The 23,488-nt window shown below is 58.2% G+C and carries 20 protein-coding genes; 11 read left to right on the forward strand and 9 right to left on the reverse strand.

What is annotated here, in order from left to right:
* The first annotated feature begins 232 nt into the window (after positions 1–232).
* A complete protein-coding gene (locus PH5382_RS17260; RefSeq protein ID WP_058335645.1) occupies positions 233–841 on the forward strand; it encodes a nicotinate-nucleotide adenylyltransferase in 609 nt (202 codons plus the stop codon).
* A 240-nt stretch (positions 842–1,081) separates the two neighbouring features.
* A complete protein-coding gene (dacB, locus tag PH5382_RS17270; RefSeq protein ID WP_058335647.1) occupies positions 1,082–2,590 on the forward strand; it encodes a D-alanyl-D-alanine carboxypeptidase/D-alanyl-D-alanine endopeptidase in 1,509 nt (502 codons plus the stop codon).
* 44 nt (positions 2,591–2,634) lie between these two features.
* Here dacB and PH5382_RS17275 read toward each other — a convergent pair whose 3' ends face one another.
* The 3 genes from PH5382_RS17275 to PH5382_RS17285 all read right to left on the reverse strand — a co-directional run bounded on the left by PH5382_RS17275 (position 2,635) and on the right by PH5382_RS17285 (position 5,923).
* Complete coding sequence (locus PH5382_RS17275) at positions 2,635–4,683, reverse strand: molybdopterin-dependent oxidoreductase (RefSeq protein ID WP_058335648.1); 2,049 nt, start codon at positions 4,681–4,683, stop codon at positions 2,635–2,637.
* Positions 4,684–4,837: 154 nt separating this feature from the next.
* Positions 4,838–5,269: a tellurite resistance TerB family protein gene (locus PH5382_RS17280; protein WP_058335649.1), complete on the reverse strand. Its 432-nt coding sequence runs from the start codon at positions 5,267–5,269 to the stop codon at positions 4,838–4,840.
* A gap of 159 nt (positions 5,270–5,428) precedes the next feature.
* Entirely contained in the window at positions 5,429–5,923 is a 495-nt protein-coding gene (locus tag PH5382_RS17285; protein ID WP_058335650.1) for a cupin domain-containing protein, read from the reverse strand.
* Positions 5,924–6,038: 115 nt separating this feature from the next.
* Here PH5382_RS17285 and PH5382_RS17290 point away from each other — a divergent pair, with 115 nt between their 5' ends.
* The 3 genes from PH5382_RS17290 (at position 6,039) to PH5382_RS17300 (ending at position 11,185) form a co-directional block, all read left to right on the forward strand.
* Positions 6,039–6,932, forward strand: coding sequence for a LysR family transcriptional regulator (locus PH5382_RS17290; protein WP_058335651.1), 894 nt, complete (start codon positions 6,039–6,041; stop codon positions 6,930–6,932).
* A gap of 126 nt (positions 6,933–7,058) precedes the next feature.
* Positions 7,059–8,696, forward strand: coding sequence for a lysine--tRNA ligase (locus PH5382_RS17295; RefSeq protein WP_058335652.1), 1,638 nt, complete (start codon positions 7,059–7,061; stop codon positions 8,694–8,696).
* A gap of 203 nt (positions 8,697–8,899) precedes the next feature.
* Entirely contained in the window at positions 8,900–11,185 is a 2,286-nt protein-coding gene (locus tag PH5382_RS17300) for a glycosyl hydrolase family 28-related protein (protein WP_058335653.1), read from the forward strand.
* A gap of 52 nt (positions 11,186–11,237) precedes the next feature.
* Here PH5382_RS17300 and PH5382_RS17305 read toward each other — a convergent pair whose 3' ends face one another.
* Together PH5382_RS17305 and PH5382_RS17310 are read right to left on the reverse strand one after the other, a co-directional pair.
* Positions 11,238–11,741: a HugZ family pyridoxamine 5'-phosphate oxidase gene (locus tag PH5382_RS17305; RefSeq protein WP_058335654.1), complete on the reverse strand. Its 504-nt coding sequence runs from the start codon at positions 11,739–11,741 to the stop codon at positions 11,238–11,240.
* 64 nt (positions 11,742–11,805) lie between these two features.
* Positions 11,806–12,585 carry a hypothetical protein gene (locus PH5382_RS17310; protein WP_231751922.1) on the reverse strand — a complete coding sequence of 260 codons (780 nt, stop codon included), beginning with the start codon at positions 12,583–12,585 and terminating at the stop codon, positions 11,806–11,808.
* A 152-nt stretch (positions 12,586–12,737) separates the two neighbouring features.
* On the opposite strand from PH5382_RS17310, the gene PH5382_RS17315 reads away from it, so the two are divergent.
* Positions 12,738–13,064 carry an antibiotic biosynthesis monooxygenase family protein gene (locus tag PH5382_RS17315; RefSeq protein WP_058335682.1) on the forward strand — a complete coding sequence of 109 codons (327 nt, stop codon included), beginning with the start codon at positions 12,738–12,740 and terminating at the stop codon, positions 13,062–13,064.
* A 145-nt stretch (positions 13,065–13,209) separates the two neighbouring features.
* Positions 13,210–13,617: a universal stress protein gene (locus PH5382_RS17320; protein WP_058335656.1), complete on the forward strand. Its 408-nt coding sequence runs from the start codon at positions 13,210–13,212 to the stop codon at positions 13,615–13,617.
* A gap of 70 nt (positions 13,618–13,687) precedes the next feature.
* On the opposite strand, the gene PH5382_RS17325 is transcribed toward PH5382_RS17320, so the two are convergent.
* Complete coding sequence (locus PH5382_RS17325; RefSeq protein WP_058335657.1) at positions 13,688–14,296, reverse strand: hypothetical protein; 609 nt, start codon at positions 14,294–14,296, stop codon at positions 13,688–13,690.
* A 306-nt stretch (positions 14,297–14,602) separates the two neighbouring features.
* Between PH5382_RS17325 and PH5382_RS17330 the strand changes: the two genes are divergently transcribed.
* Complete coding sequence (locus PH5382_RS17330; RefSeq protein ID WP_058335683.1) at positions 14,603–14,992, forward strand: hypothetical protein; 390 nt, start codon at positions 14,603–14,605, stop codon at positions 14,990–14,992.
* A 13-nt stretch (positions 14,993–15,005) separates the two neighbouring features.
* On the opposite strand, the gene PH5382_RS17335 is transcribed toward PH5382_RS17330, so the two are convergent.
* Together PH5382_RS17335 and uvrB are read right to left on the reverse strand one after the other, a co-directional pair.
* A complete protein-coding gene (locus PH5382_RS17335; protein ID WP_058335658.1) occupies positions 15,006–15,485 on the reverse strand; it encodes a YdcF family protein in 480 nt (159 codons plus the stop codon).
* A 199-nt stretch (positions 15,486–15,684) separates the two neighbouring features.
* The gene (gene uvrB, locus PH5382_RS17340; protein ID WP_156414956.1) at positions 15,685–17,847 is read right to left on the reverse strand and encodes an excinuclease ABC subunit UvrB; all 2,163 of its coding nucleotides are present in this window, start codon (positions 17,845–17,847) and stop codon (positions 15,685–15,687) included.
* A gap of 282 nt (positions 17,848–18,129) precedes the next feature.
* Here uvrB and PH5382_RS17345 point away from each other — a divergent pair, with 282 nt between their 5' ends.
* Both PH5382_RS17345 and PH5382_RS17350 read left to right on the forward strand, forming a co-directional pair.
* Complete coding sequence (locus tag PH5382_RS17345; RefSeq protein WP_058335660.1) at positions 18,130–18,441, forward strand: ETC complex I subunit; 312 nt, start codon at positions 18,130–18,132, stop codon at positions 18,439–18,441.
* A gap of 35 nt (positions 18,442–18,476) precedes the next feature.
* Complete coding sequence (locus tag PH5382_RS17350) at positions 18,477–18,968, forward strand: GNAT family N-acetyltransferase (RefSeq protein WP_231751923.1); 492 nt, start codon at positions 18,477–18,479, stop codon at positions 18,966–18,968.
* Between the two features lie 436 nt (positions 18,969–19,404).
* Here the strand turns inward: PH5382_RS17350 and PH5382_RS17355 are convergent, their stop codons facing one another.
* Positions 19,405–21,618 (reverse strand): NADP-dependent isocitrate dehydrogenase, encoded by a 2,214-nt coding sequence (locus PH5382_RS17355; protein ID WP_058335661.1) that lies wholly within the window; start codon positions 21,616–21,618, stop codon positions 19,405–19,407.
* A gap of 356 nt (positions 21,619–21,974) precedes the next feature.
* Here PH5382_RS17355 and PH5382_RS17360 point away from each other — a divergent pair, with 356 nt between their 5' ends.
* Positions 21,975–23,420, forward strand: a complete 1,446-nt coding sequence (locus PH5382_RS17360; RefSeq protein ID WP_082645742.1) for a glycosyltransferase — start codon at positions 21,975–21,977, stop codon at positions 23,418–23,420.
* Positions 23,421–23,488 lie beyond the last annotated feature (68 nt).

Here is a 23,488-nt window from a genome sequence, read left to right on the forward strand (position 1 = left end):
TGTACTTCGTAGGGGCCCAACTGCTCATATACTCCAGCTACCATGCTGGATTCACAAAATGAATCCCTCACCCGATTTGTGCAACAAAGCCATCTCTATCGCTCTCGCCTCGTCTCCCCAGACTGCATTCTTGATCTGCCTCCGAGAGCGGTAAAGGGTGAGGTTGGAACGTGTCGGCACAAGCAGGGTCTTCGCATTGATTTTACCTCGGAATATGTGCATCACCTGAAGGATGAGACAGGGGTTTCCATATCTGCGGGCAGGAATGCGCATCGGGCTGCTGGGGGGATCCTTTGATCCGGCCCATCAGGGCCATTTGCAAATCACCAAAGCCGCCTTGCAGCAGTTCGACCTCGATCAGCTTTGGTGGCTGGTCTCGCCGGGCAATCCGCTGAAGGCGCAGGCTCCGGCCAGCATGGCGCGGCGGGTGCAGGCCGCGCGCGATCTGGTGACAGATCCAAAGGTGCTGATCAGTGACATCGAAGCCCAGCTCGGGACCCGCTACACCGCCGAAACCCTGCGCGCGATGCGGCGTGTCTATCCCGGGGTGCGCTTTACCTGGTTGATGGGGGCAGACAATCTGGCGCATTTCCATCGCTGGAAGGACTGGCAAAACATCATGGAAACCGTTCCGATTGGCGTTTTGGCGCGTCCTGGGGACCGGATTTCGGCCAGACTGTCTCCGGCGGCCCAGATATATCGCGCCGCCATGCTGAAAGGCGCACAGAGTCAGCTGTTGTCCGGCCAGACTGCGCCGGCCTGGTGCTTTGTCAATGTGCCGATGGTGGACGCCAGCTCAACCGAGATCCGGGCAAAAGGCGCCTGGTCGCGCAAAGGCTGACGGAGGGCTGGGATCATAGCACAGGCTTTGGCATTCGAAAAAAAACGAAGATATGCCATCTTGCCGACCCGTTCGCACGCAACATGGGCGGCGAAAGCTGCGCAAAATGCCCGCAGCAACGGCTGTGATGGTGGGCTGCGTGCAGGCAGCAAAGAGAAAACAGGTGAAAGCAGATGGATCAGGCGATATGTTTCGGCTGCATTTGTTTTTTAGCAGTAATTTTACTAGATATTGACTGACATGATTTCAAGACGCTCCTTTCTTTCCGCCGCATCTGCGGCTTTGGCTTCCCCCGCACTTTTGGGGACGGCGGCGCTGGCCAGTGCGCCCCAAACCTCTTTGCGTCCCCTTGCCCGGTCCGGGGCTGCAGGTGCGGGCTCGGTCGCCCCAAAGCTGAGCCTCAAAACGCTGGTGTCACAATCGGGCCTGTCAGGTCAGGTGGCCTGCGCCGTGGCAAACGTTAAAACCGGCGAGGTGTTGGAAACGCTGGACGGCAGTGCGGCTCTGCCACCTGCCAGTGTGGCAAAGGCGCTGACCGCGCTTTATGCGCTGGACACGCTTGGCGCGGGGCATCGATTTACCACCCGCATTCTGGCGACCGGCACGGTGAGCGGTAGCAGCCTGCGTGGTGATCTGATCCTCGCGGGTGGTGGGGATCCGATGTTGAATACGGATCATCTGGCCCAGCTGGCACGGGCGCTCAAGAACGCCGGTATCCGCGAGGTGCAGGGCGATTTCAAAATCTGGGACGGAGCATTGCCAGAGGTGCATACGATTGATAGCGATCAACCCGATCACGTGGGCTACAGCCCGGCGGTTTCGGGGATCGCGCTGAATTTCAACCGAGTGCATTTTGAATGGAAACGGGCTGGCAAAGGCTGGTCGGTGAACATGGATGCGCGCACGGAAAAATACCGCCCCGAGGTCAGCATGGCGCGGATGAAGGTCGCGAGGCGGGCCGTGCCCGTCTATACCTATGCGGAACGCGGCGGCGCGGACCACTGGACCGTGGCCAATCAGGCGCTGGGCAAGGGCGGGTCACGTTGGCTGCCGGTGCGCCGTCCGGCCGACTATGCGGCGGATGTGTTTCGCACCATGGCGCGCGCGCATGGGATCACGTTGAAAAAGCCCAAGCGGATTAAATCACTTCCCCAGGCAAAGCTGCTGGCGCAGCATCACAGCCCGCCGCTGGATCTGATGCTGAAAGGGATGTTGAAGTATTCCAACAACCTCATGGCCGAGATGATCGGCATGGCGGCCACCAGCAAACGCAAGGGACGCCCCAGGGGCTTGAAGGATTCTGCGGCTGAGATGTCGCGTTGGGCGGCAACAAAATATGGCGCCAGTGCCATTCGCATGGTGGATCATTCCGGCCTCGGAGAGGCCTCGCGCGTGACCCCCAACGCGATGTTGTCGGTTCTGTTGTCGGCTCATAAGACGGGGGCGCTGAAGCCGCTTCTCAAGAAAGTCGCGTTGCGCGATGCCAAGGGGCGGGTGATCAAATCCCACCCCATCAAGGTCGCGGCCAAGACCGGCACGTTGAACTTCGTCTCGGGGCTTGGCGGTTTTATGACGGCGCCGGATGGTTCTGATTTGGCCCTTGCGATCTTTTCTGCCGATACCAAGGCACGTGCCCGTATCAGCCGGGCAGAGCGCGAACGCCCCAGGGGGGGCAAGGCCTGGAACAAGAAGGCCAAGCGGTTGCAGCAACAGATGATCGAACGCTGGGGGCAGGTCTACGGCAGCTAGTCGGTACTGCGCAGAAGCCTTCCCCAGCTGTTTGCGTATCGAGCTCAGGCCGATTTCACATCCACAAAGGTCTCATGATAGCAGGCACCGTCCTCGATATCTGTCCGGATATCTGCCGGGATCAGCGCGTTTACCGTCAGCCCCGTGTCAGAGCTGGCGCGCCAGGTGCCTTTCGGCGAATAGAGCACCCCCGGACGGGTCGCATCGCTCACTTTGAGCCGTAGCGTGACCGCGCCCTGCGCGTTCCAGACCGTGATCTCAGTGCCATCTTGCAGGCCGCGCGTTTGTGCGTCGAAAGGATGCATCTCGACCTCTTCCAGCCCTTGCGAAGCGGGATCACTGCCAAAGGTGGCATTGGTGCGTTTTGACGATGACGGCGTGATCAGCGTGAAGGGCAGCGATCGGACCACGGGGTCATAGCGCGGCACGCCATAGCCATAGCGGGTCTGATAGGCCTCACTGAACAGCTCAATCTTGCCAGAAGGGGTTGCGGGCATGACATTGTGGCACAGGATGAGGCTCTCGCCGTTGGCGGCTGTCATTTCGATGGCACTGTCCAGTGGGATCTGGCTGGGGCGTTGCCCGGCTAGTTGCGGATGGTCCGCGTCAATGGCCTCGTCCATCAGTTGGGCATCACTGGCCTGAAACAGCGCGTCGTCATAGCCAAACCGCGCCGCCAGACGGCGGAAGATCTCAGTATTGGGCAGGCTTTCACCCACACAGGGAATGACGGGAGCGGCACGTTGCAGGTAGTTTTGCCCGTAAGCGCCATAGATATCGTCGAACTCGAAATGAGTGGCGGCAGGTAGGATTACATCGCACATCGCCATACTGTCGGTCATCACCACATCACAGCCCGCGATGAACAGGTCCTCGCGCATCAGCGCCTTGATCAGATTGGCCTGATCCGGGTGGGTGGCGACAGGGTTGTGGTTGTAGATCATCGTTGCCTTGATCGGTGTCTCAAGACTGTCATCCTGCAGCACCGCAGCAAGGTCCACGATATTGAAGCACCGGGTGCCTGGCTTGATCAGATGGTCACCATGCAGGCGGGCCTGGGTTTTGGGGGTGGCAACACCGGATTTGGCCAGAACACCTGCGCCGAGGCGGCCGTGCTGGCCCAGCAGCGCAGGCAGCACCATGGCGGCCCGCAGGCCAGAGCCACCAGAGCGCCCCCGCTCAATACCATTGCCAAAGGCGCAGGCCATGGATTTCGCCGCGACCATCAGATCCGCCAGGGCGTGAAATTCTTCGGCGGCGATACCACAGAGCGCGGTCACCGTTGCCAGATCATATAGCCGCGCCTGCGCCATATAGGGATCAAACCCGGTGACCCATTGATCGATAAAACCCTTGTCGAGCGCTGCGCGCCGCTCCAGTTCAGCGGCCAACCCCATGGCAAGCACAACATCGGTGCCGGGTTTGATTTGCAGATGCATATCGCACTGTTCGGCGATCTTGATCCGCTTGGGGTCGATCACCACCAGTTTGCCACCGCGCGCGCGCATCTGTTTCAGCAAGGGGGCCAGATGCAGGTTGGAGACGGTGACATTGTTGCCCCAGACCAGCACCAGATCACTATGGACCACCTGCATCGGCGGCATGCCGGGTGCGTTGCCAAAGACGCTGGCATAGGCCCCGCCGCGCACACCACCACAGAGCGGCCCACGGTTCAGCAGGCTTGCGCCCATATGATAGAAAAAACGGCGATCCATGGATCCTGCTGCCAGCTCTCCGTGCGGGCCGGCATAGTTGAACGGCAGCACGGATTGCGGTCCATGGGTATCGATTGCCTGGGTGAAACCAGCATGGACCATGTCCAGCGCGGCATCCCAGCTGATCTGTTCAAACTGCCCCGATCCACGTGGGCCGACACGTTTTAGCGGGTGTGTCAGGCGGGCCTTGCCATGCAGGAATTCCGGATAGTAGCGCGCCACCTTGTTGCAAATGACGCCATCGGTGTAGGGGTTTGCCTTTGATCCTTTGACGGCGACCACTCTGTCGTCCTGTACCTGCACATTCAGGCTGCAGGTGTCAGGGCAGTCCAGCGGACAGACCGAAGGCAGGGAGTGGATTTCAAGTGGCTTGTTCATGGCGGGCTCCGAAAGCAGTAGCTGGAGTCCGGTGTAGCGGGGAACTGGTTTGACGAATAAGGGCCAAAACAGATTAAAATGAGCAGACCAATTGCGCGCTGGAAACTGTTCTGCTCAGACGTGGTCGGTGTAAATCGTCTTGAAAAGGCAGCGCCTAGACCATGTGGCGGGCGCGGGCACCGCGTTCGATGGCGGCGGCATGCAACCGGTCGATGTTCAGCTCGTAGCGGACCTCGGCCAGGAATTCGAGCTCGGTCTCGGCCAGTTTTCCATCTGCTGCCGCAACATCGCAGGCCAGCGCATAGGCGGTTTCATAGAGCCGCTCCGGCAGATCATCGAGGATCAGACCAAAAAGTGCTTCCAGCCCGTCTTCCTGTTCAAACAGATCCAACACGGTTTTTGAAATCCGCGTCATGCGGTCGATGTCATAATCGGCAAAGACCGGCAGCATGTTGACTGCGGACTGGATCTTGACCAATTCAGCCGTACGGATGTTTTCGTCCGAGGCAGAAACTGCCACCATCAGGGCCACCAGGCAGTCCTGCGGAGACATAGAGTGGGGTGAGTGGGGCGTTTGCTCGGGCATGGGAAATCCTTTTCGGGCATATATGCTTCGATCAGGATAGGCATGGCCAGGGGCAAGGTTCAACTGCTGTCCCTGGCGTATTTTTATGAAACTGGCGGGAAACGGCCCAGCCTGCAATGTCATTTGCCGACGCGGCGTGCACAGGCACTGGTGCAGGCGCTAGGTTTGCGCGCTGAACCGATAGGTGATCTGCTCAAAACTCGCTTCGGCAAATCCATAAGCAAAGCGCAACCCATCCGGCCCGGCCTGGGTATCGTGCTCGGCATTGGCAGGCACATAGATGGCAATGCCAGGGCGCATTTCATGCGGTGTGCCATCTATGGTCACGATGCCTGACCCTTCGAGCCCAAAATAGAATTCGGCCGGGTCATGACGATGCGGCAGCAGGCGGCCATAGGGTTCAAACTCGGCAATGCCCAGCACCATATCGCGTGATTTTTCAGAGCAGCTGTTGATCAATGTACGCCAGCGGACCTCTCCATAGGCGGCATCGGTGCCGCCAGAAAGGGGAACCTGTGCTGCATCCACCACCAGGAGGTTGTCCTGGGGGGCGTGTGGCAGGTTGGAGGCCTGATGCAGCTGTTCGGTATCGCTGAGATCAATGGCAAGGGTGGTCATGTCCGTTGCAGTATCCTGGGGCATTTCCTGTTGCATGTGCTGAGGCCTCCGTGAGGTTTGTGTGAGTGATGACTGATCTCAGATAAGGGGCTTTTTGTGTTTCACTCAATGCGCTAAAGCTGCAGTATAATATACACTGAGGTTATGATAGATGGAGCGTCTTCCCAGCTTTTCGGGGCTCACGGCTTTCTACGCGGCGGCACGCCATGGTACACTGACAGCGGCTGCGGATGAGTTGAATGTTTCGCAACCGGCAGTTTCGCGTCGGATCGCGACATTGGAGGCCGATCTGGGCTGTGATCTGTTTGACAGAACTCATAAGCCAGCCCGTATTACCCATGCTGGTAAGGAACTTTTGCAGGCCTTGCACAGTGGTTTTGGCCAGATCGAAGATGCAGTTTCACAAATCAGAAAAGCGGCAGAAACGCGGGTCGTGACGGTGACGGCCCCCTCTGGTTTTGTTGGTTTTTGGCTCATTCCACGCTTGGGTGAATTGGAGCAGGCCTTTCCCGAAGTAACGATTCGTATCATAAGCCAAGAGTATGGAGAGGCGGTGCGCCCAGGTGATCTGACCGTTCGCTTTGGTCTGCCCGGTGGCGGCGGGGACGCAGAGACGCGCCTGCTGAGCGATGAGGTCTATGCTGCGGCAAGCCCGCTTTATCTGTCGCGTCTCGGCATGACGGCACAGGACTATGATTTTTCCCGCATGACCCTGTTGACCATGGAGGCTGCCCGCAGCCAGTGGCATGACTGGCCAAGCTGGTTCAAATCTGCAGGTCAGGTGATGCCGCGCGGCGCGCGGGTGCTGGACTTCAGCTCTTATGCCATGCTGGTCAATGCCGGGCTGGCGGGGCAGGGGATCTTTCTCGCCTGGGGCGGGATTCTTGACAGTTTCATCGAGACTGGCGCCTTGTTGCAACTACAGGCGCCAGTCACCACATCGGCGCGCGGCTACTTTGCCGGGCTGCGGGATGGGGCTGCTGCCCAACAGGATGTACGGCAAATTCTGGACTGGATTGTCGAAAAGGCGCATTTTCCTGGCTGAAACCTGTGCGCGGCGGGCTCTCTTCATTGACTCATGCTGCATCTGCGCAATAGATCAAGCCGACCTGCTGCACTGGGCAGCGGGGCACGAATATGCGGCCATCGGGGCCGCTGATGGAGAACAGCAATGTTTGAACTGCGCGACACCGCTCTCAAGAGCAAGGCCTGGCCGTTTGAAGAAGCCCGTCGGGTGCTCAAACGTTATGCCAAGGGCGCGCCAGAAAAGGGCTATGTGCTGTTTGAAACCGGCTATGGCCCCTCGGGCCTGCCGCATATCGGCACCTTTGGCGAAGTCGCACGGACCACGATGATCAAGACCGCCTTTGAGGTGATCAGCGATATCCCCACCAAACTGATCTGTTTTTCCGACGATCTGGACGGCATGCGCAAGGTTCCGGGCAATGTGCCCAACCCCGAAAGCCTGACGGAGCATCTGCAAAAGCCGCTGACCTCGGTACCGGATCCCTTTGGCACCCATGAAAGCTTTGGTCATCACAACAATGCCATGCTGCGCCGGTTTCTTGATACCTTTGGGTTCGAGTATGAATTCTATTCCGCGACTGAGTTTTATGGCTCTGGCCAGTTCGACGAGGTGCTCAAGCGCGCCGTTGAGAAATACGACGAGATCATGGAAGTGATGCTGGCGTCATTGCGCGAAGAACGTCGTCAGACCTATTCGATTTTTCTGCCGTTTCATCCTGAAACCGGCCGGGTGCTCTATGTGCCGATGAAAAAGGTCGATGCTGAAAACCACACCATCACCTTTGATGACGAAGACGGCAAGGAATGGACGCTGCCGGTCACCGGCGGCAATGTGAAACTGCAGTGGAAGCCGGACTTTGGCGCGCGCTGGGCGGCACTCGAGGTTGATTTCGAGATGTACGGCAAGGACCACAGCACCAACACACCGATCTATGACAAGATCTGCCGCATTCTGGGCCATCGCGCGCCGGATCATTTCACCTATGAATTGTTCCTGGATGCCAATGGGCAGAAGATCTCCAAAACCTCCGGCAACGGGATTTCGATCGACGAATGGCTGACCTATGCCAGTTCCGAAAGCCTGTCGTATTTCATGTATCTCAAGCCCAAAACCGCCAAGCGGATGCATTTTGATGTGATCCCAAAAGCAGTGGATGAATATCACCAGCAACTGCGTGCCTATGCGACGCAGGATCTGAAGGCGCAGCTGAACAACCCGGTCTGGCACATCCACGGCGGTGACGTGCCGCAGTCGGATATGGTGGTGCCGTTCAGCATGCTGTTGAACCTGGCCTCGGCCTCTAGTGCTGAAGACAAGGCAACCATGTGGGGCTTTATCAACAAATACGCCCCCGATGCGACGCCTGAAAGCAACCCGACCATGGATCAGGCGGCAGGGTTCGCGGTCGCCTATTTCAATGACTATGTGAAGCCGACTAAAGTCTTCCGCGCCCCTTCTGATCAGGAACGGACAGCACTGCAGGACCTGGCGGATGCGTTGAAATCGCCTGAGGCTGCGCTGGCCGCGATTGCCAAGAAGAACGAGATTGTCGGCAAGGATGATACCCTGCCGGAGGCCAATTTCGCGGATGAAGAATTTTTGCAATCGGTGGTCTTTGCCATTGGCAAGATCCACGGTTTTGAGCCGCTGCGCGATTGGTTCACCGCCATCTATGAGGTGCTTCTGGGCGCCAGCCAGGGGCCGCGTTTTGGTGGCTTCATTGCGCTTTACGGCGTCGCTGAAACTATCGCGCTGATCGAAAAGGCGCTGGCGGCCGAATAGGTCTGCAAGATATAAGGTTTGAAGAGCGCCCTTTGGGGCGCTCTTTTTGTTTGAACTGTTTCCGCGCCGGGACCTGCCCAAGCAAAGCAAAGCAAGGCGATCGAGGGTGCATGGCCTGCGTACGCCCTGCTTGGCTGGCCTTAATCCCGAACCCCTAGCTCTGTGCAGCAATTGGCGTGCGCGCTGCAGGAAAGGGTTTTGGGATGAACAAGGTGATCACCGCAGGTATTCAACTGATGCCGCCAGAGTTTGAGGCTGGGCTGGATCAATGGTCCAGTGGCAATGGCACGCCGGGCTCCGATACCTATGACGGGGTCGCCAATGCGGCCATCGTGGTGGCGGATGCGGATTTCGCCGGCTGTATGGAGTTGCAAAAACTGCAGGCGACCCAAAGGCTGCGCTATATGGGGCAGGTGCCACTGCTGCCGGGCTGCTATCTGCAGGTCAAGGCCCGCATCAAAGCGGTGAGTGGTGCCTTGCCGACGGTCCGGATCGCGGGCTGGGCGGGCGACAGCAATGAAAACCATGTTGCAGGTGTCACTGAGGTCGGGTCTGGTACGACGTTGACCAGCTATGGCTCCGTCGTCGAGGTCACGGCTATCATTGGCACCGGTAGTCGCACCGGGGTCGACATGCCCTGGGGGCGCGATGCGCGCTATGGCCATTTTGGCCTCGATTTGACGGGGTCCAATGGCGGCATCGTGCGGATTGACGATATTGAGATCACCGATATCACCAGCGCCTTTTTGCGCGACATGCTGAGCTTGGTGGATGTCACAGACTATGGTGCCATCGGAGATGATGCGACAGACAATTCGGCGGCCTTTGAAGCGGCGGATGCCGATGCGGATGGGCGTGTGATCCTGGTGCCTGCCGGAAAATTTTATCTGAATGATACCATCTCGATCAATCATCCGATCCGCTTTGAGGGCAGCCTGCGGATGCCCACGAATAGAATGCTGTTGCTACGCAAGAATTTTGACTTTCCAAGCTATGCTTCTGCCTTTGACAGCGAAGAACTGGGGTTCAAAAAGGCGTTTCAGGCGTTGTTGAATTCGGCGGATCATGACTCGCTTGATCTGGCCGGGCGCATGGTCACCGTGACGGAACCCATTGATATGCAAGCGGCCGTGCCCAATCGCAGTTCTTATGCGACCCGGAGGGTGATCCGCAACGGGCAGATCTCGGCCACCGGCGGTGCCGCCTGGGATACCGAGACCTGGACCGAACAGGCAAGCTATGATCCCGGCAACTCGCGCAAGCTGACGTCGGTGGCCAATATCGCCAGTATTCCGGTGGGGGCTCTGGTCGAAGGCAGTGGGGTCGGGCGCGAGATTTATGTGCGCAGCAAGAATGTCGGCGCGGCAGAGATCACGCTGAGTGCGCCGCTTTATGATGCCGCCGGCACGCAGAATTTCACGTTCAAAAGCTTCAAATACATGCTCGATTTCAGTGGTTTCAGTGCGCTGAGTAAATTCGGCATGACCGAGGTGGAGATCCAGTGTAATTCTCATTGCTCGGCGCTGCGCCTGCCTTCCGCCGGGACCGTCTTCAGCCTTGACCATTGCTTTATCTCGCGGCCCAAGGATCGTGGGATTACCTCGATCGGAACTGGCTGTCAGGGCATTCTGGTCGACAATTGTCAGTTCCTGTCAGCGGAAGAGCCTTTGGCGGTCTCGGACCGCAGCAGTATTGCGCTGAATGTGAATGCCAATGATGCCAAGCTGCGCAACAACCGGGTGACCAAGTTCCGCCATTTCGCGCTGTTGGCCGGGGCCAATAATACGGTGGCGGGCAATCACTTCTTTCAGGGCGATGACGTTGCGGGTGGCGTGCGCACGGCGGGGCTGATCCTGGCTTCGACCTATTGTTCCACCACGGTGTCTGACAACTATATCGACAACTGCTTTATTGAGTGGACCAATGAACAGGATCCGACGCCAGACTTTACCACCGGGTTTTCCTTTAGTGCCTTGTCCATTGCCGACAATGTCTTTTTGTCGGGCGATGTGGCGCCCTGGTTCAGCTATGTGGTGGTCAAACCCTATGGCACTGGGCATTTCCTCAATGGGGTCAGCGTGTCTGACAATAAATTTCGCTCGATCAACGGCAGTATTGATCGCGCGGAGCGGGTGGATACCAGTTTCTCGGGTCTCGACTTTTCCCGCAGCAAGTCAGTGTTCTTTGAAGGCAATACCTTTCATGGCATCACCACTGCCGTCGCCAGCCCCCTGCGCCTGCGCCATGAGCAGGCCTCTGTTGCGACGAGCTGGCGGATCGAGACAGCTGGAAAGCTGCCCTTTGAGGGCGCAGCCCGGGCCGTGGATGCGGTGACCGCCATAGGCCCGATTGAAACCAGCGGTGGAAGTGATCGGTTTGTTACCCCCTATGTTCGGCTGGAACGGGGCAGCAATGATGATGAGATCGACCTGGTCTGGCCCGAGGCGCTGCGCGGCGAGGTCCAGGTAGTGGTGCGGGTCGACAAGTGAGCATCGCCATGGCCTAGGGCGTAGGCTATCAGGGCAGGCGCGCTGGGCCTTTTTAGCCGGGTTGCGACAGATCTGCAGGGGTCAGGTGAAACGCCTTGCCGAAGCCTCCATTCAGCAAGCCCTCGCTGATTTCAAACCGTACAAAGCTGAAGTCGGCAAACCCGATATAGAGCTTTGCCTTGGGGTGGCTGCGCAGATAATGCGCGGCCAGGTCCGCATGTTGCGGGCTTTGATTGTCGACAAACAGCGCCTGCGCCATCAGGCTAAGCCGCGGATGGGTGAGAGGGTCGCCTTTCTCACCCGGCTCTCCGACCAGCAAAGAGGCGGCAGGAGTGTCCTGCAACGCCTGCGTATGCGCCGCGAGGCTGGAGATCAGGCTGATGGGCTGGCCGGCGGGGCAAAGACCAAAAGCCACGCGTGTCACCAGCGGGGCACCAGTTGCGGTGATCGTGGCGAGGGCGGCATATCCTGCGCTTTGCATCAGGGTCTGCGCCAGGCTGCGGGCCTCATCATCGGTAGGGCGGATCGGGTCGGTGCGCTGTGTCGGGTTGGTCATGGTCGAGCTTTCACAGAGAGCAGGTCGGGGCTGCGGGGGCGGCTATCGAACAGTATAGCGGAGCTTAAAACCTGTGCCACAGCGAGATCTTGAGGCCAAGGCTATGTGTATTTGCCTGGCGGTAGCTCAGCCCGATCAGCAGATCGCTTTGATCAAACAGGCCTGCGCCAGATGCCTGGCGCCCGAAAGGTGCCTCGCCAGGCCGGGCGCGCGGCTTGGCAGGGCTGTTGAACAGCTTCAGATCCGCCAGCTTAATCCGCAGGGCGGGGATGATGGTATAAGAAAAGGCTTGGCTGGCGGATTTTGAGGTCTCGATCGATAGTACGGGCGAGATGCGTCCCGGAGTGTTCAATCCAAAGCTGGCGTCCAGTTTCCATAGGGGGTCCGTCTGGCTGCTGCGCTGTTCATAGTGCAGATCAATATTGCCCCAACCTGTCCGTTTGTCAGTTCGTTTGTTGTTGCCCCAGGGTATGTTGAAATTCTTTCCTGCCGACAGCGTGAGACGATACATGCCACGCCAATGGCCCTTGTAGTGACTACCGCCAAGGGCCAGCTCGGTGGCCAGTTGCCCCCATCGGGGCGATTGCCACAGTGGCAGGCGTGCAAAAACCAGCGCATGCCCGGACAAGTCATCAACCTGGTTCAGATCAACCCCCAGATCAAAGCGTTCGGTGATGCCGAAGTCGCCATAATAGCTCAGCTCTTGTGAATGGCCGCCCTCTAGGCGTCGCAGGCTGATACTGGCTGAGGCGAAGCCTTCGCCCTGGGGACGTTTCCAGGCGCCAGAGATGGCGGGCGTACCAAGCATCATACCGCACAAAAGCAGCAGCAGGCAGCGGCTCACGGCTTTTTACCTATGGCTGAAATCAGGTCAATCATACACCCGTTTTAGGAGAGTTTTTCTGCCAAAACTATCCCATGGCAAAAACTTGTCTGATTTTTGCTGCAACCATCGTAGGCTGGTCACACCTAGCTATACAGCCAAAGGAGAAGCTGATGCCGAAGATCGTGCAAGGCGCAGAAATCCAGACAGTCATTACCACATTTGAAATGACACCGGGGACCTGTCAGGACCTTTTGGAGGCGTTGAACGACGCCTATTCCGAATTCATTTCAAAGCAGCCGGGCTTCATTTCGGCCGGGCTGCATGTGAATGATGCACAAACCCGGATTGCCAATTACTCGCAATGGCGGCGACGCGAGGATTTTATGGAGATGCTGCGCTCGTCTGAGATGCGGCAAAGAAACCGCAAGATAAACGAGCTTTGCCGGAGTTTTGAGCCGGTCATGTATGATGTGGCCGCGACATTTGAAACCAAGTGAAATCAGCCGGATGTGGCGGAGGTAAAGCGCAGGTTGGTGGGTTTGATCTGTTGTTGAGGCCGTTGCAAAGTCTCTGACCTGGATCAAGGCTGGGTCTTTGACTTCGGTCCATTCTTTTGAAAACGCGTCGCCAAGGAGGCTTCAAATGTATCACAACATTCTCGTACCCATTTCCTTTGACCCGGACCGGGATGTCTCGGCCCCCCTGAAGCTAGCCAAGCTGCTGGCCGTGCCAGAGGCCAAAATCACCCTGCTGCATGTGGTGGAGCAAATCCCGGCTTATGCGATTTCCTATATGCCGGTGGAATACATGGCGCAGGCGCGCGCCGCTCTGGAGAGCGAGCTGGATGGTCTGGCCAAGACCCTGCCAAATGCAACCGGCATCGTGATCGAAGGCCATTCGGGGCGTTCAATCTTGGATTGGGCCGAAGAGCACAAGCCAGATCTGGTGATCATGGCTTCGCACCGCCCGGGCATGCAGGACCTGCTGCTGGGCTCCACCGCCAGTCAGGTTGTGCGTCACGCCGCCTGCGCTGTGCATGTTGTACGCTAGGTCTTGCCAACCTGATCTCACGTGATCCCGGCGTGCTGTTGCTGCCCGCCGGGATGGTGTCTGGGTGTCGCTAGCCGCGCTGCAGCGCATGGCCCAAAACATGGGCGGCAAAACGGATGATGCTCCCGGGTAGCAGGGCAGAGCGCAGCAAAACCTTGTTGGAGTTCAGGGCCTCGGCGATGCGGGTATAATGTTCCTGCTTGTTCGCCGGAGAGCGTAGAAGGATTATTTCTGCCTTTTCAATGGCTTGTTCGGTTTGTCGGGTCACTTTTGGCACCGCTTCGGGTTTGATCGGTTGATAGACTTCGAACCCGCGCCGTTTGGGTTTCTGCGCCGGGTCACGGTTTTTCTTCACCGCTGTGTCTAGTGTGTCTTCGACCAGCACCAGCGCCTTAAGAGCCTCGGAATATGCCGGGTTGCCGCGCAGCAGGTCTGCAGAGCGTTTGTAGACCAATCGATAGCAGTCATAGCGGTATGACCAGTCGAGTCGGGAACAGCGGCTGAACCCGCGTGACAGGGTTTTGGCAACGGTCTTGGTCACGCCAAAGGACAGCCCGGCCTTCGCGCTTCCGCCGCTTCCGTAGCCGCTGCCGGCATCGCCTCCTGCGAGCACGGGAACAGTCAATTGCCACATAAAGAGCGCGACCCAGAGGGGGGCTGCCTTGCAAAATCCACTCATAAAAATCTCCTCACTATGGTTTGAAAACTAGCACGGGGCGTTCATGATGCAAGGGGCGGGCAAAGGGCAGGCCACCCTGACGCGGGTTTCGCGAAACTACGGTCCTCAAGCGTTTTGCATAGTTTTCGCATAGAAAGAGTAAGCCGAAGAAAAGCTCAGTCAGAAATGCCTGTTTATAAAGGCTTCTCTTGCCTGTTTGACGCAGTTTCCCCGCCATTTTTGGGTATGTTTTGGGTTGTCCTTCGCAGCATTGTCTTCAATATTTGGATCGCAAACTTTTATCGAAGTCTTTTTCAGGGGTGCATCATGAAAATTGGAAAAACTGTTTTGGCGGCTGTCGCAGCGCTGGCTTTGTCAACGCCCTGTGCAATGGCAGATGAGCTGTTGGCCAGCTATGTGGCCTTCATCGGTCGGGATGATCTTTACAATTCCAAGGGCGCGCGGTTGACGGAGCCCTGGCAGATCCTGCGGCAGGATCGTGCGAATTTTCACCGCTTCGGCATTTCACAGCCCGGTGACGAATGGGACCCGATCTTCAAGGATGTGAATAACCGTGCGACAATGGAAAGCATGATCCAGTACGGCTCGATCGAGGCATCGGCGGGGCGCAATATCGTCAAGGGCGGTGTGATGGTGCAGGTCGATGTCTATGATGGTGGCGCGCGCGACTACGTCCGGGTCAGTGTTACCCGCTAATCTGAGCTACCTGCTAATCTGATCGGCGCAGGCGCCACCAGTAATAGATCAATCCGGGGATCTCCCGGAGCCAGGATTTCAGCACCTTGTGTTTGGCTGTGCCGGTCATTGGTGGACATGAAACGCGGGCCTTGATGCCCAGATGCTGCGCTGTCATGGCGGCGCGCCATTTGTGGTAGGTATCGGTGACGATCACCACTTCGGGCGCACCGAGTTCAGCCAACAGCGGGAGGGTATTTGCGAGGTTCTCCAAAGTAGAGTGCGATTGATCCTCCAGCCGTATTGCCGCAACTGGCAGACCTTCTGCCAGGCAAATGCTGCGCATCACGTCAGCCTCGGTCGGGGGAAAGCGACCCAAACCACCACAGCAGATCACATGGGTCACCGCGCCGCTTTTGAATAGCTTAACAGCCTGTAACGTGCGCCGACGCAGCGTGGGCGATGCGTTGCCATCGGGCTTTACGGCGGCCCCAAGGATTATCGCTACGGTCATGGTGGGTGTCCTGTCAGTTCCTGTGTCGTGCGAAACCAAGGTAAAGGGTCCAAAAGCAGGGTCGCGTTTCCGTTTGGCCAGCGCCCCGCGTTTGTTGAACGAAATGCCATGTTTTCGACACGGCACTCTCGGCTTCTGCGAGGGAGGGCCAAAGCCCCCGTCCAGAGCCAGCCGGGGTTCTCTGTTAAGCGGCTACATCTCACGAAAACTTCTTTTGCGACTTGCCACGATAGGCCCGCGTTCCGGCCTTGCCTGCACTGGAGCGACCGCGCGATTTGACCGCGGCCTCCGACGCTTTTTCCACCGCGTATTGCCGCGCCAGGGGATCATCCGACACCGCGAGATCAACCGCTTCCAGCCGTTTCACCTCGTCGCGCAGGCGGGCGGCTTCTTCGAACTCCAGGTTCTCGGCGGCCTTGCGCATCTCGTCGCGCAGCCCGTTCAGATGGGCCTCCAGGTTGGCGCCGTGCATTGGCTTGTCGATATTTGCGGTGACACGGTTCATATCCACGTCGCCCTGATAGAGCCCCGCCAGAACATCTTCGACGTTCTTTTTCACAGTCGCGGGCGTAATGCCGTGTTCCAGGTTATAGGCTTTCTGCTTTTCGCGGCGGCGATTGGTTTCTGCCAATGCGCGCTCCATCGAACCGGTAATCTTGTCCGCATACATGATGACGCGGCCTTCGGCGTTACGCGCGGCGCGGCCAATGGTCTGCACCAGCGAGGTTTCCGAACGCAAAAAGCCTTCTTTGTCGGCGTCCAGAATGGCCACCAGCCCGCATTCGGGAATATCCAGACCCTCGCGCAGCAGATTGATGCCGATCAGCACGTCAAAAGCGCCAAGCCGCAAATCTCGCAGGATTTCAATGCGTTCCAGCGTGTCGATATCCGAATGCATGTACCGCACCTTGATGCCCTGTTCGTGCAGATATTCGGTCAGATCTTCGGCCATGCGTTTGGTCAGCGTGGTAACAAGCGTGCGCATACCATCGGCGCTGACCTTGCGGATTTCGTCCAACAGATCATCCACCTGCATCTGCACCGGACGGATCTCGATCTCGGGCTCCAGCAGGCCGGTGGGGCGGATCACCTGTTCGGTGAAAACACCGCCGGCCTGATCCAGCTCCCAGGCGGACGGCGTCGCCGAGACAAAGACCGACTGGGGCCGCATCGCGTCCCATTCTTCGAACTTCAGTGGACGGTTGTCCATGCAGGACGGCAGCCGGAAGCCATGTTCTGCTAGCGTCGATTTGCGTCGAAAATCGCCTTTGTACATGCCGCCGATCTGCGGCACCGAGACATGGCTTTCGTCGGCAAACACGATGGCATTGTCAGGAATGAACTCAAACAGGGTGGGGGGCGGCTCACCGGGCGCGCGACCCGTCAGATAGCGCGAATAGTTTTCGATGCCGTTGCAATAGCCGGTGGCCTCCAGCATCTCGATATCAAAGTTACAGCGCTGTTCCAGCCGTTGCGCCTCCAGTAGCTTGCCCTCGCTGACGAACTGGTCAAGCCGTTTGCGAAGCTCTTCCTTGATCGAGATAACCGCCTGATTCAATGTCGGTTTCGGCGTCACGTAGTGGGAATTTGCATAGACGCGGATCTGTTCGAACGCACCCGTCCGTTCGCCGGTTAGTGGATCAAACTCGGTGATCGCCTCCAGCTCTTCGCCAAAGAAGGACAGCTTCCAGGCGCGGTCTTCAAGGTGGGCGGGAAAGATTTCCAGCGTATCACCACGCACCCGGAACGAACCGCGTTGAAAGGCCTGATCGTTGCGTTTGTACTGCTGTGCCACCAGATCGGCCATGACCTGCCGCTGGTCATATTCTTCACCGACCTTCAGATCCTGGGTCATCGCCGAATAGGTCTCGACGGAACCAATCCCGTAGATGCAACTGACGGACGCGATGATGATCACATCGTCGCGTTCCAGCAGCGCCCGCGTGGCAGAGTGGCGCATCCGGTCGATCTGTTCGTTGATCTGGCTTTCCTTCTCGATGAAGGTATCAGAGCGCGCCACATAGGCTTCGGGTTGGTAGTAGTCATAAAACGAGACGAAGTATTCCACCGAGTTCTCAGGAAAAAAGCCCTTGAACTCACCATATAGCTGCGCCGCCAAGGTCTTGTTTGGGGCCAGAATGATGGCAGGACGCTGGGTTTCTTCGATCACTTTGGCCATGGTGAAGGTTTTGCCGGTGCCAGTGGCCCCCAGCAGAACCTGATTGCGCTCGCCCTCGGCCACGCCGGCGCTGAGTTCGGCAATGGCGGTGGGCTGATCCCCCGCCGGAGAAAACTCCGTCTGCATCACAAAGGCACGACCGCCTTCAAGCTTGGGGCGGGCAGCTGGTGCGCGCTCAACCATTTTTTCTGGCAAAGCCTCTGGTGAGGTCTCTGGCAGCGGATCGCCCATCTGGGCCGCAGATTTGTCTGAATGGGCGTAGGGCATCCGGCTCTCCTTTGATCCTTGCTGATTTTGGTCTGTTTTTGTTCTTGTTCAAGGGGCATTCGACGCCTTTTCAGCTTCTTTTTGTTGCCGCGATGCAAACCTGTTGAATGCGCTGGATTTGTCTTCTTGTGACAGAAGGGTATTCGGCGCATATATGAGCCGCATATAGATGCCGAGACGAGTCACGAGGAGACACCCATGCGAGCGCGGATTTACCGGCCAGCCCGAAACGCCATGACTTCCGGAATGGCCAAGACCCGCAAGTGGGTGCTGGACTATGCGCCGGAAACTGCGCGGGAAGTGGATCCTTTGATGGGCTGGACGTCTTCTTCGGACACCCAAAGCCAGGTCCGCCTGCGCTTTGACACCAAAGAAGCGGCGCTGGAATACGCTCAGGATCACGGCATCAATGCGGAGGTGGTCGAGCCCAAAGCGCGTAAAGCCAACATCCGCAATGGCGGCTATGGCGAGAATTTTGCCACCAACCGGCGCGTGCCCTGGACCCACTGACGGGCACTGGTGACGGGCACTGATGACGGGTAGTAATGGCAGGTAGCGACCGCATGGAAATCCGCAAGACCGACCCGGGGCTGTCGGCGCTGCGCCCTTTGATTGAGGGCAACCAAAGCCATGGTGCCGCCGCAACCTCTTCCGAAAGCGATCACACCTTCGGCGTGGAAGATCTGCGTCAACCAGGGGTGCAGTTTTATGCGGCCTTTGAGGCCGGAATAGCCCAGGGATGTGGCGCTTTCAAAGCGTTGAGCGATGGCACTGCCGAGGTGAAATCGGTCTTTGTCTGCGAAAATGCACGCGGTCGCGGGCTTGCACACAGACTGATGGAACATCTGGCACGAGAGGCTGCCGGGGCTGGATTTTCTGCTCTGGTTCTCGAAACAGGGTCTGAGCTTTGTCCGCAATATGACGCCGCCCGCGCTCTGTATGAGCGACTGGGTTACGCATATTGCCCTCCGATCGAAGGCTACACCGAAGACCCAATGAGCGTTTTCATGCGATTGCCGCTGCTTTCTGAGGGCTAGGACGGAAGTCGTCACACGGAATTCTCGCCCCTTCCGGCCTTTGTCTTGACGTTGTGGCCCTCACTGTCGCCCTCCCTGCGCCGCGCTATCCCGTCGACAGTCTGACGTTTCCATGTGCTGACACATGGCTTGGATGTCGTTGATGCTTTCGCAACGCAGTCGTCCCCTTGATCACTTGGTTCGCGAAAGAAAGTGATCGAGATCGGAAGAAACGGGAAAGGGAACTCCTGAGAGAATAGAGGCTGGCCTGATTTGGGCTGTCTTCGGCTCGAAAAGGTCTGAGGGCGGTTAGGGTAGGCAAAACCAATAGGGTCGCAACTCAAAGAGTTGCGACCCTAAAATGTTCCTTCACTTCCGGCATATTGGGGCCCATCCATTCACTTTTACACAGATTGGATGAGCAAAATGCCGGAGGTTGCCTTTCGCCCGAAAGGGCTCAGCCGATGATCGCGTTCAGTGTTGCGCTTGGGCGCATGACTGCGGCCTTCTTGGCGGCATCCGGGTGGAAATAACCACCAATGTCAGCTGCCGGACCCTGTACCGCTGCGAATTCCGCCAGGATCTTTGTCTCGCCTTCTGCCAGAGCTTTGGCAATCGGGGTAAAATAGGCGGCGATCTCTGCGTCATCACTCTGTGCTGCCAGCGCTTCGGCCCAGTAGCGGGCGAACCAGTAGTGGCTGTCGCGGTTGTCGGGCTCACCGACTTTGCGCGAAGGTGAGTTGTTGTTGTCCAGAATGCCCTGGGTCGCAACTTCGGCAGCGGCGCCAAGGACCCCTGCTTTGGCATTGCCCTTGCTGTCAGCCAGGAAATTCAGGCTTTCACCAAGCGCGCAGAATTCACCCATCGAATCCCAGCGCAGGTGGTTTTGCTCAACCAACTGCTGCACGTGCTTGGGGGCAGACCCACCAGCACCGGTTTCAAACAAGCCGCCACCTTTCATCAGCTTCACGATCGACAGCATTTTGGCCGAGGTGCCAAGTTCCAGGATGGGGAACAGGTCAGTCAGGTAGTCGCGCAGCACGTTGCCGGTGATGGCGATGCTGTCGTTGCCTGCGGTGATGGTCTTCAGCGACTGGGCTGTTGCTTCACGCGGGGCCATGATCTGGAACTTGTCGGCAACACCGGCAGCCTCCAGGGCAGGGGTCACATATTTGATCAGCTCGGCGTCATGGGCGCGGTTTGCGTCCAGCCAGAAGATCGCCTCGGATCCGGTCAGGCGCTGACGGTCACGGGCCAGCTCGATCCAGTTTTCAATCGGTGCCTGCTTGGCGGTGCAGGCACGCCAGATGTCGCCAGCCTCAACGTCATGCGAATGCAGGGTCTCTCCATTGGCCAGAACCACGCGGATGGTACCCGCAGCTGCGGCTTCAAACGTAGTCGGGTGCGAGCCGTATTCTTCGGCCTTTTGTGCCATCAGGCCGACGTTGGCGACGGATCCTGCAGTGGTCACATCCAGCGCGCCATTGGCTTTGAAGAAGTTGATGGTCTCGTCATAGATGGTGGCATAGCAGCGGTCGGGGATGACGCAGTTGGTGTCGCCCTTGTTGCCAGCCGCATCCCAGCCCTTGCCGCCAGCGCGGATCACGGCTGGCATCGAGGCGTCGATGATCACATCGGACGGCACGTGCAGGTTGGTGATGCCTTTGTCACTGTCGACCATATACATGGCGGGGCGTTCACCGGTGACAGCGTCAATGGCGGCCATGATATCGGCGTTGTCTTTGACGCGGTCCAGCAGATCGCCCATGCCGGAGTTCGCATTGACACCCAGCGCGTCCATTTCGGCGCCGAATTTGTCGAAGACGGGCGCCAGCCAGGCTTTGACCGCATGGCCAAAGATGATCGGGTCCGAGACCTTCATCATGGTGGCCTTCATGTGCAGCGAGAACATGGTGCCGTCTGCTTTGGTGTCCGCGATGGCATCGGCCAGGAACGCATCCAGAGCCGTAGCCGACATGAAGGTGGCATCCGCAATGGTGCCTGCCTCCAGGGGCCAGCTGTCTTTCAGCACAGTGACGCTGCTGTCTTTGGCAACAAATTCGATCTTTGCATCACCGGCCTGCGCGGCGGTGATGGTTGCGGCTTTTTCATTGGCGTAGAAATCATCGCCGGGCATCGACGAAACTTTGGTCTTGCTGTCAGCAGCCCATGCGCCCATCGAATGCGGGTTGTTCTGGGCGTAGTTCTTGACGGCACGGGCGGCGCGACGATCCGAGTTTCCTTCGCGCAGAACCGGGTTCACAGCAGAACCTTTGAGGCCGTCATAGCGCGCGCGGGCGTCTTTTTCTGCGTCCGTTGCTGGCTCTTCGGGGTAAGAGGGGATGTCATAGCCTTGGGCCTGCAGCTCTTCGATGGCGGCGACCAGCTGCGGCACCGAGGCCGAAATATTTGGCAGCTTGATGACATTGGCATCGGGCGTTTTGACCAATTTGCCAAGTTCGGCCAGATCGTCTGTCTGACGCTGCTCGGCGCTCAGACCTTCAGGGAAAGCAGAAATGATGCGGCCAGCAAGGGAAATATCCTTGGTGCCTACGCTGACATCTGCCGCCGATGCGAACTTGCGGATGATCGGCAGAAAGGAGGCCGAGGCCAGTTCGGGGGCTTCGTCTACGATGGTATACAGAATGTCGGGGTTTGAATTTTCTGTCATATTTCATAACCTTTCAGCGATAACGGAAGCTTTGTTGACTTAGCGTAGCAGCGCTACATCTCATACAAGACTGAACGGCCCCTGAACCGCAGAGGGTTTTCTGGCGGGGCCATTTATGGCTCCCATGTAGAGCAGGAGCGCCGCCGGTGCAATCACCAGCTTGTGCATTTGCTTCGGCAGATTGACGCGGCGCAGCATTTATCAACACTTCTGTGCGTTTTCCTATCCCTTTGGGGGGGCTTGCGTGATTTTGCACAGTTCTTCACTTCGGAGGCGTTCTTGGAGATCAGGGTTAACGCACCTTAACCTTGTTGCAAAAAGGAAGCCTCTAGTCTTCCGTCAGCAAGGAGATTCCGATGACCGTCACCCAGAACCTGCCGTCCCTCCTGATCTACGCTCCGGTGCCGCTGTTTTTCTGCGCTGGGGAGTATTACGTCGAACGTCAGGCGGTAAACGGGCTGAGGCTTTGGGCGCAGCATTTTCACCCAGTGACTGTGATGATGCCGCTGGACGCTGCCCCGCGTAACACGCCCCCCCCTCAGGGGTGGGTTCCGGTGCGAACCCACCTCGAAGATCTTGCCGGAGTGCGGATCGAACCGGTTCCGATGGCTTATCGGCCTGATCAATTTGTTCGTGCCTTGCCGCGCACTCTGCGTCAGATTCGGGCCCTAATCGACAAGGCGGACTACCTCAGCTTTGCCATCGGCGGGCTATTCGGGGATTGGGGGGCGGTCTCTTGTTTGGCAGCACATCAGATGCAGCGTCCGTTTGCTGTTTGGACCGATCGGGTCGAATCCGAAGTGATGCGCCAACAGCTGGAACAGGGCTCGAACAGGGCGCAAGCAGGCGACGATAACGGGATTGATCACGGGATTTGGCGCAGTCAATTGCGCGCGCGCCTGTATCACCGGCCAATGGCGCGACTTGAGCAGATGGTGATCCGGCGCGCGCACCTGGGACTGTTTCATGGGGCGGAAACTTTTGAGACCTACCGGGGATTTTGCCGCAACCCTCAGCTGGTTCACGACATCCATATTTCGTCCCGCGATCACATCGATGAAAGTAGCCTGGCCGCAAAGGCCGCATCGGTAGCCAAGGGGCCATTGCGGCTGGTCTATGCCGGGCGGGCCGAGGCGATGAAGGGGCCGATTGACTGGACCACAGTGTTGGAACGTCTGAAGGTCATGGGCGTAGATTTCGAGGCGACCTGGCTTGGGGCTGGCGCGGCGCTGCCACAAATGCGGGCCCGGATTGCACGGGCCGGATTGGCGGACCGGGTTCATTTTGCGGGCTTTGTTGAAGATCAATCAGAGGTTCTAAAACAACTGCGCGCGGCGCATCTGTTCCTGTTTTGCCATAAAACACCTGAATCGCCGCGTTGTCTGATTGAGGCGCTCACCTGCGGCACGCCTATTCTTGGCTACGGAGGAGCCTATGCCCGTGACCTGATTGCGAACCACGGCGGTGGCAGGCTGGTGCGGCGAGGAGATACCGACGCTTTGGCTCAGCAAGTCGCCTGCCTGGATGCGGATCGCACGCGTCTCGCCGCGATGATTCGAAAGGCCCATGCAGATGGGGCACCCTTTACGGATGTGTCGGTTTTTGCCCACCGCTCTGACATTCTGAAACAGCATTTGCCGGGCCCTGACCGTGGTGCGGCGAAACAGCATCCTGAAAACAAGGGCAGGCATCACACATCGCCGCAGCGGCGGGGCGGGGGGGTGGGGGCGGCCAGGCTGGACAGCCCAGCTCTCAACGGTTGGCCTCTCAGCAGCTCCTCTGGAAATGGCGGTGCAGTTTAGGGCGTGCGGATGACAACCAATGGGTGGCGGTCAAATTGGGGGTGGCATCACTCTTGGCGATAGCAAAG

Origin of the sequence: Phaeobacter sp. CECT 5382 (assembly GCF_001457775.1) — a bacterium.
Taxonomy (GTDB): domain Bacteria; phylum Pseudomonadota; class Alphaproteobacteria; order Rhodobacterales; family Rhodobacteraceae; genus Pseudophaeobacter.

Excerpts from the sequence above, each read along its gene's own strand:
- uvrB (WP_156414956.1), bottom strand. The coding sequence starts at position 17,847 with ATGGTTGAGCGCGCACCAGCTGCCCGCCCCAAGCTTGAAGGCGGTCGT.
- PH5382_RS17350 (WP_231751923.1), top strand. The coding sequence starts at position 18,477 with ATGGCAGGTAGCGACCGCATGGAAATCCGCAAGACCGACCCGGGGCTG.
- PH5382_RS17355 (WP_058335661.1), bottom strand. The coding sequence starts at position 21,618 with ATGACAGAAAATTCAAACCCCGACATTCTGTATACCATCGTAGACGAA.
- PH5382_RS17320 (WP_058335656.1), top strand. The coding sequence starts at position 13,210 with ATGTATCACAACATTCTCGTACCCATTTCCTTTGACCCGGACCGGGAT.
- PH5382_RS17300 (WP_058335653.1), top strand. The coding sequence starts at position 8,900 with ATGAACAAGGTGATCACCGCAGGTATTCAACTGATGCCGCCAGAGTTT.
- PH5382_RS17295 (WP_058335652.1), top strand. The coding sequence starts at position 7,059 with ATGTTTGAACTGCGCGACACCGCTCTCAAGAGCAAGGCCTGGCCGTTT.
- PH5382_RS17345 (WP_058335660.1), top strand. The coding sequence starts at position 18,130 with ATGCGAGCGCGGATTTACCGGCCAGCCCGAAACGCCATGACTTCCGGA.
- PH5382_RS17260 (WP_058335645.1), top strand. The coding sequence starts at position 233 with ATGAGACAGGGGTTTCCATATCTGCGGGCAGGAATGCGCATCGGGCTG.
- PH5382_RS17290 (WP_058335651.1), top strand. The coding sequence starts at position 6,039 with ATGGAGCGTCTTCCCAGCTTTTCGGGGCTCACGGCTTTCTACGCGGCG.
- PH5382_RS17330 (WP_058335683.1), top strand. The coding sequence starts at position 14,603 with ATGAAAATTGGAAAAACTGTTTTGGCGGCTGTCGCAGCGCTGGCTTTG.
- PH5382_RS17360 (WP_082645742.1), top strand. The coding sequence starts at position 21,975 with ATGACCGTCACCCAGAACCTGCCGTCCCTCCTGATCTACGCTCCGGTG.
- PH5382_RS17285 (WP_058335650.1), bottom strand. The coding sequence starts at position 5,923 with ATGCAACAGGAAATGCCCCAGGATACTGCAACGGACATGACCACCCTT.
- PH5382_RS17275 (WP_058335648.1), bottom strand. The coding sequence starts at position 4,683 with ATGAACAAGCCACTTGAAATCCACTCCCTGCCTTCGGTCTGTCCGCTG.
- PH5382_RS17325 (WP_058335657.1), bottom strand. The coding sequence starts at position 14,296 with ATGAGTGGATTTTGCAAGGCAGCCCCCCTCTGGGTCGCGCTCTTTATG.
- PH5382_RS17335 (WP_058335658.1), bottom strand. The coding sequence starts at position 15,485 with ATGACCGTAGCGATAATCCTTGGGGCCGCCGTAAAGCCCGATGGCAAC.
- dacB (WP_058335647.1), top strand. The coding sequence starts at position 1,082 with ATGATTTCAAGACGCTCCTTTCTTTCCGCCGCATCTGCGGCTTTGGCT.
- PH5382_RS17280 (WP_058335649.1), bottom strand. The coding sequence starts at position 5,269 with ATGCCCGAGCAAACGCCCCACTCACCCCACTCTATGTCTCCGCAGGAC.
- PH5382_RS17315 (WP_058335682.1), top strand. The coding sequence starts at position 12,738 with ATGCCGAAGATCGTGCAAGGCGCAGAAATCCAGACAGTCATTACCACA.
- PH5382_RS17305 (WP_058335654.1), bottom strand. The coding sequence starts at position 11,741 with ATGACCAACCCGACACAGCGCACCGACCCGATCCGCCCTACCGATGAT.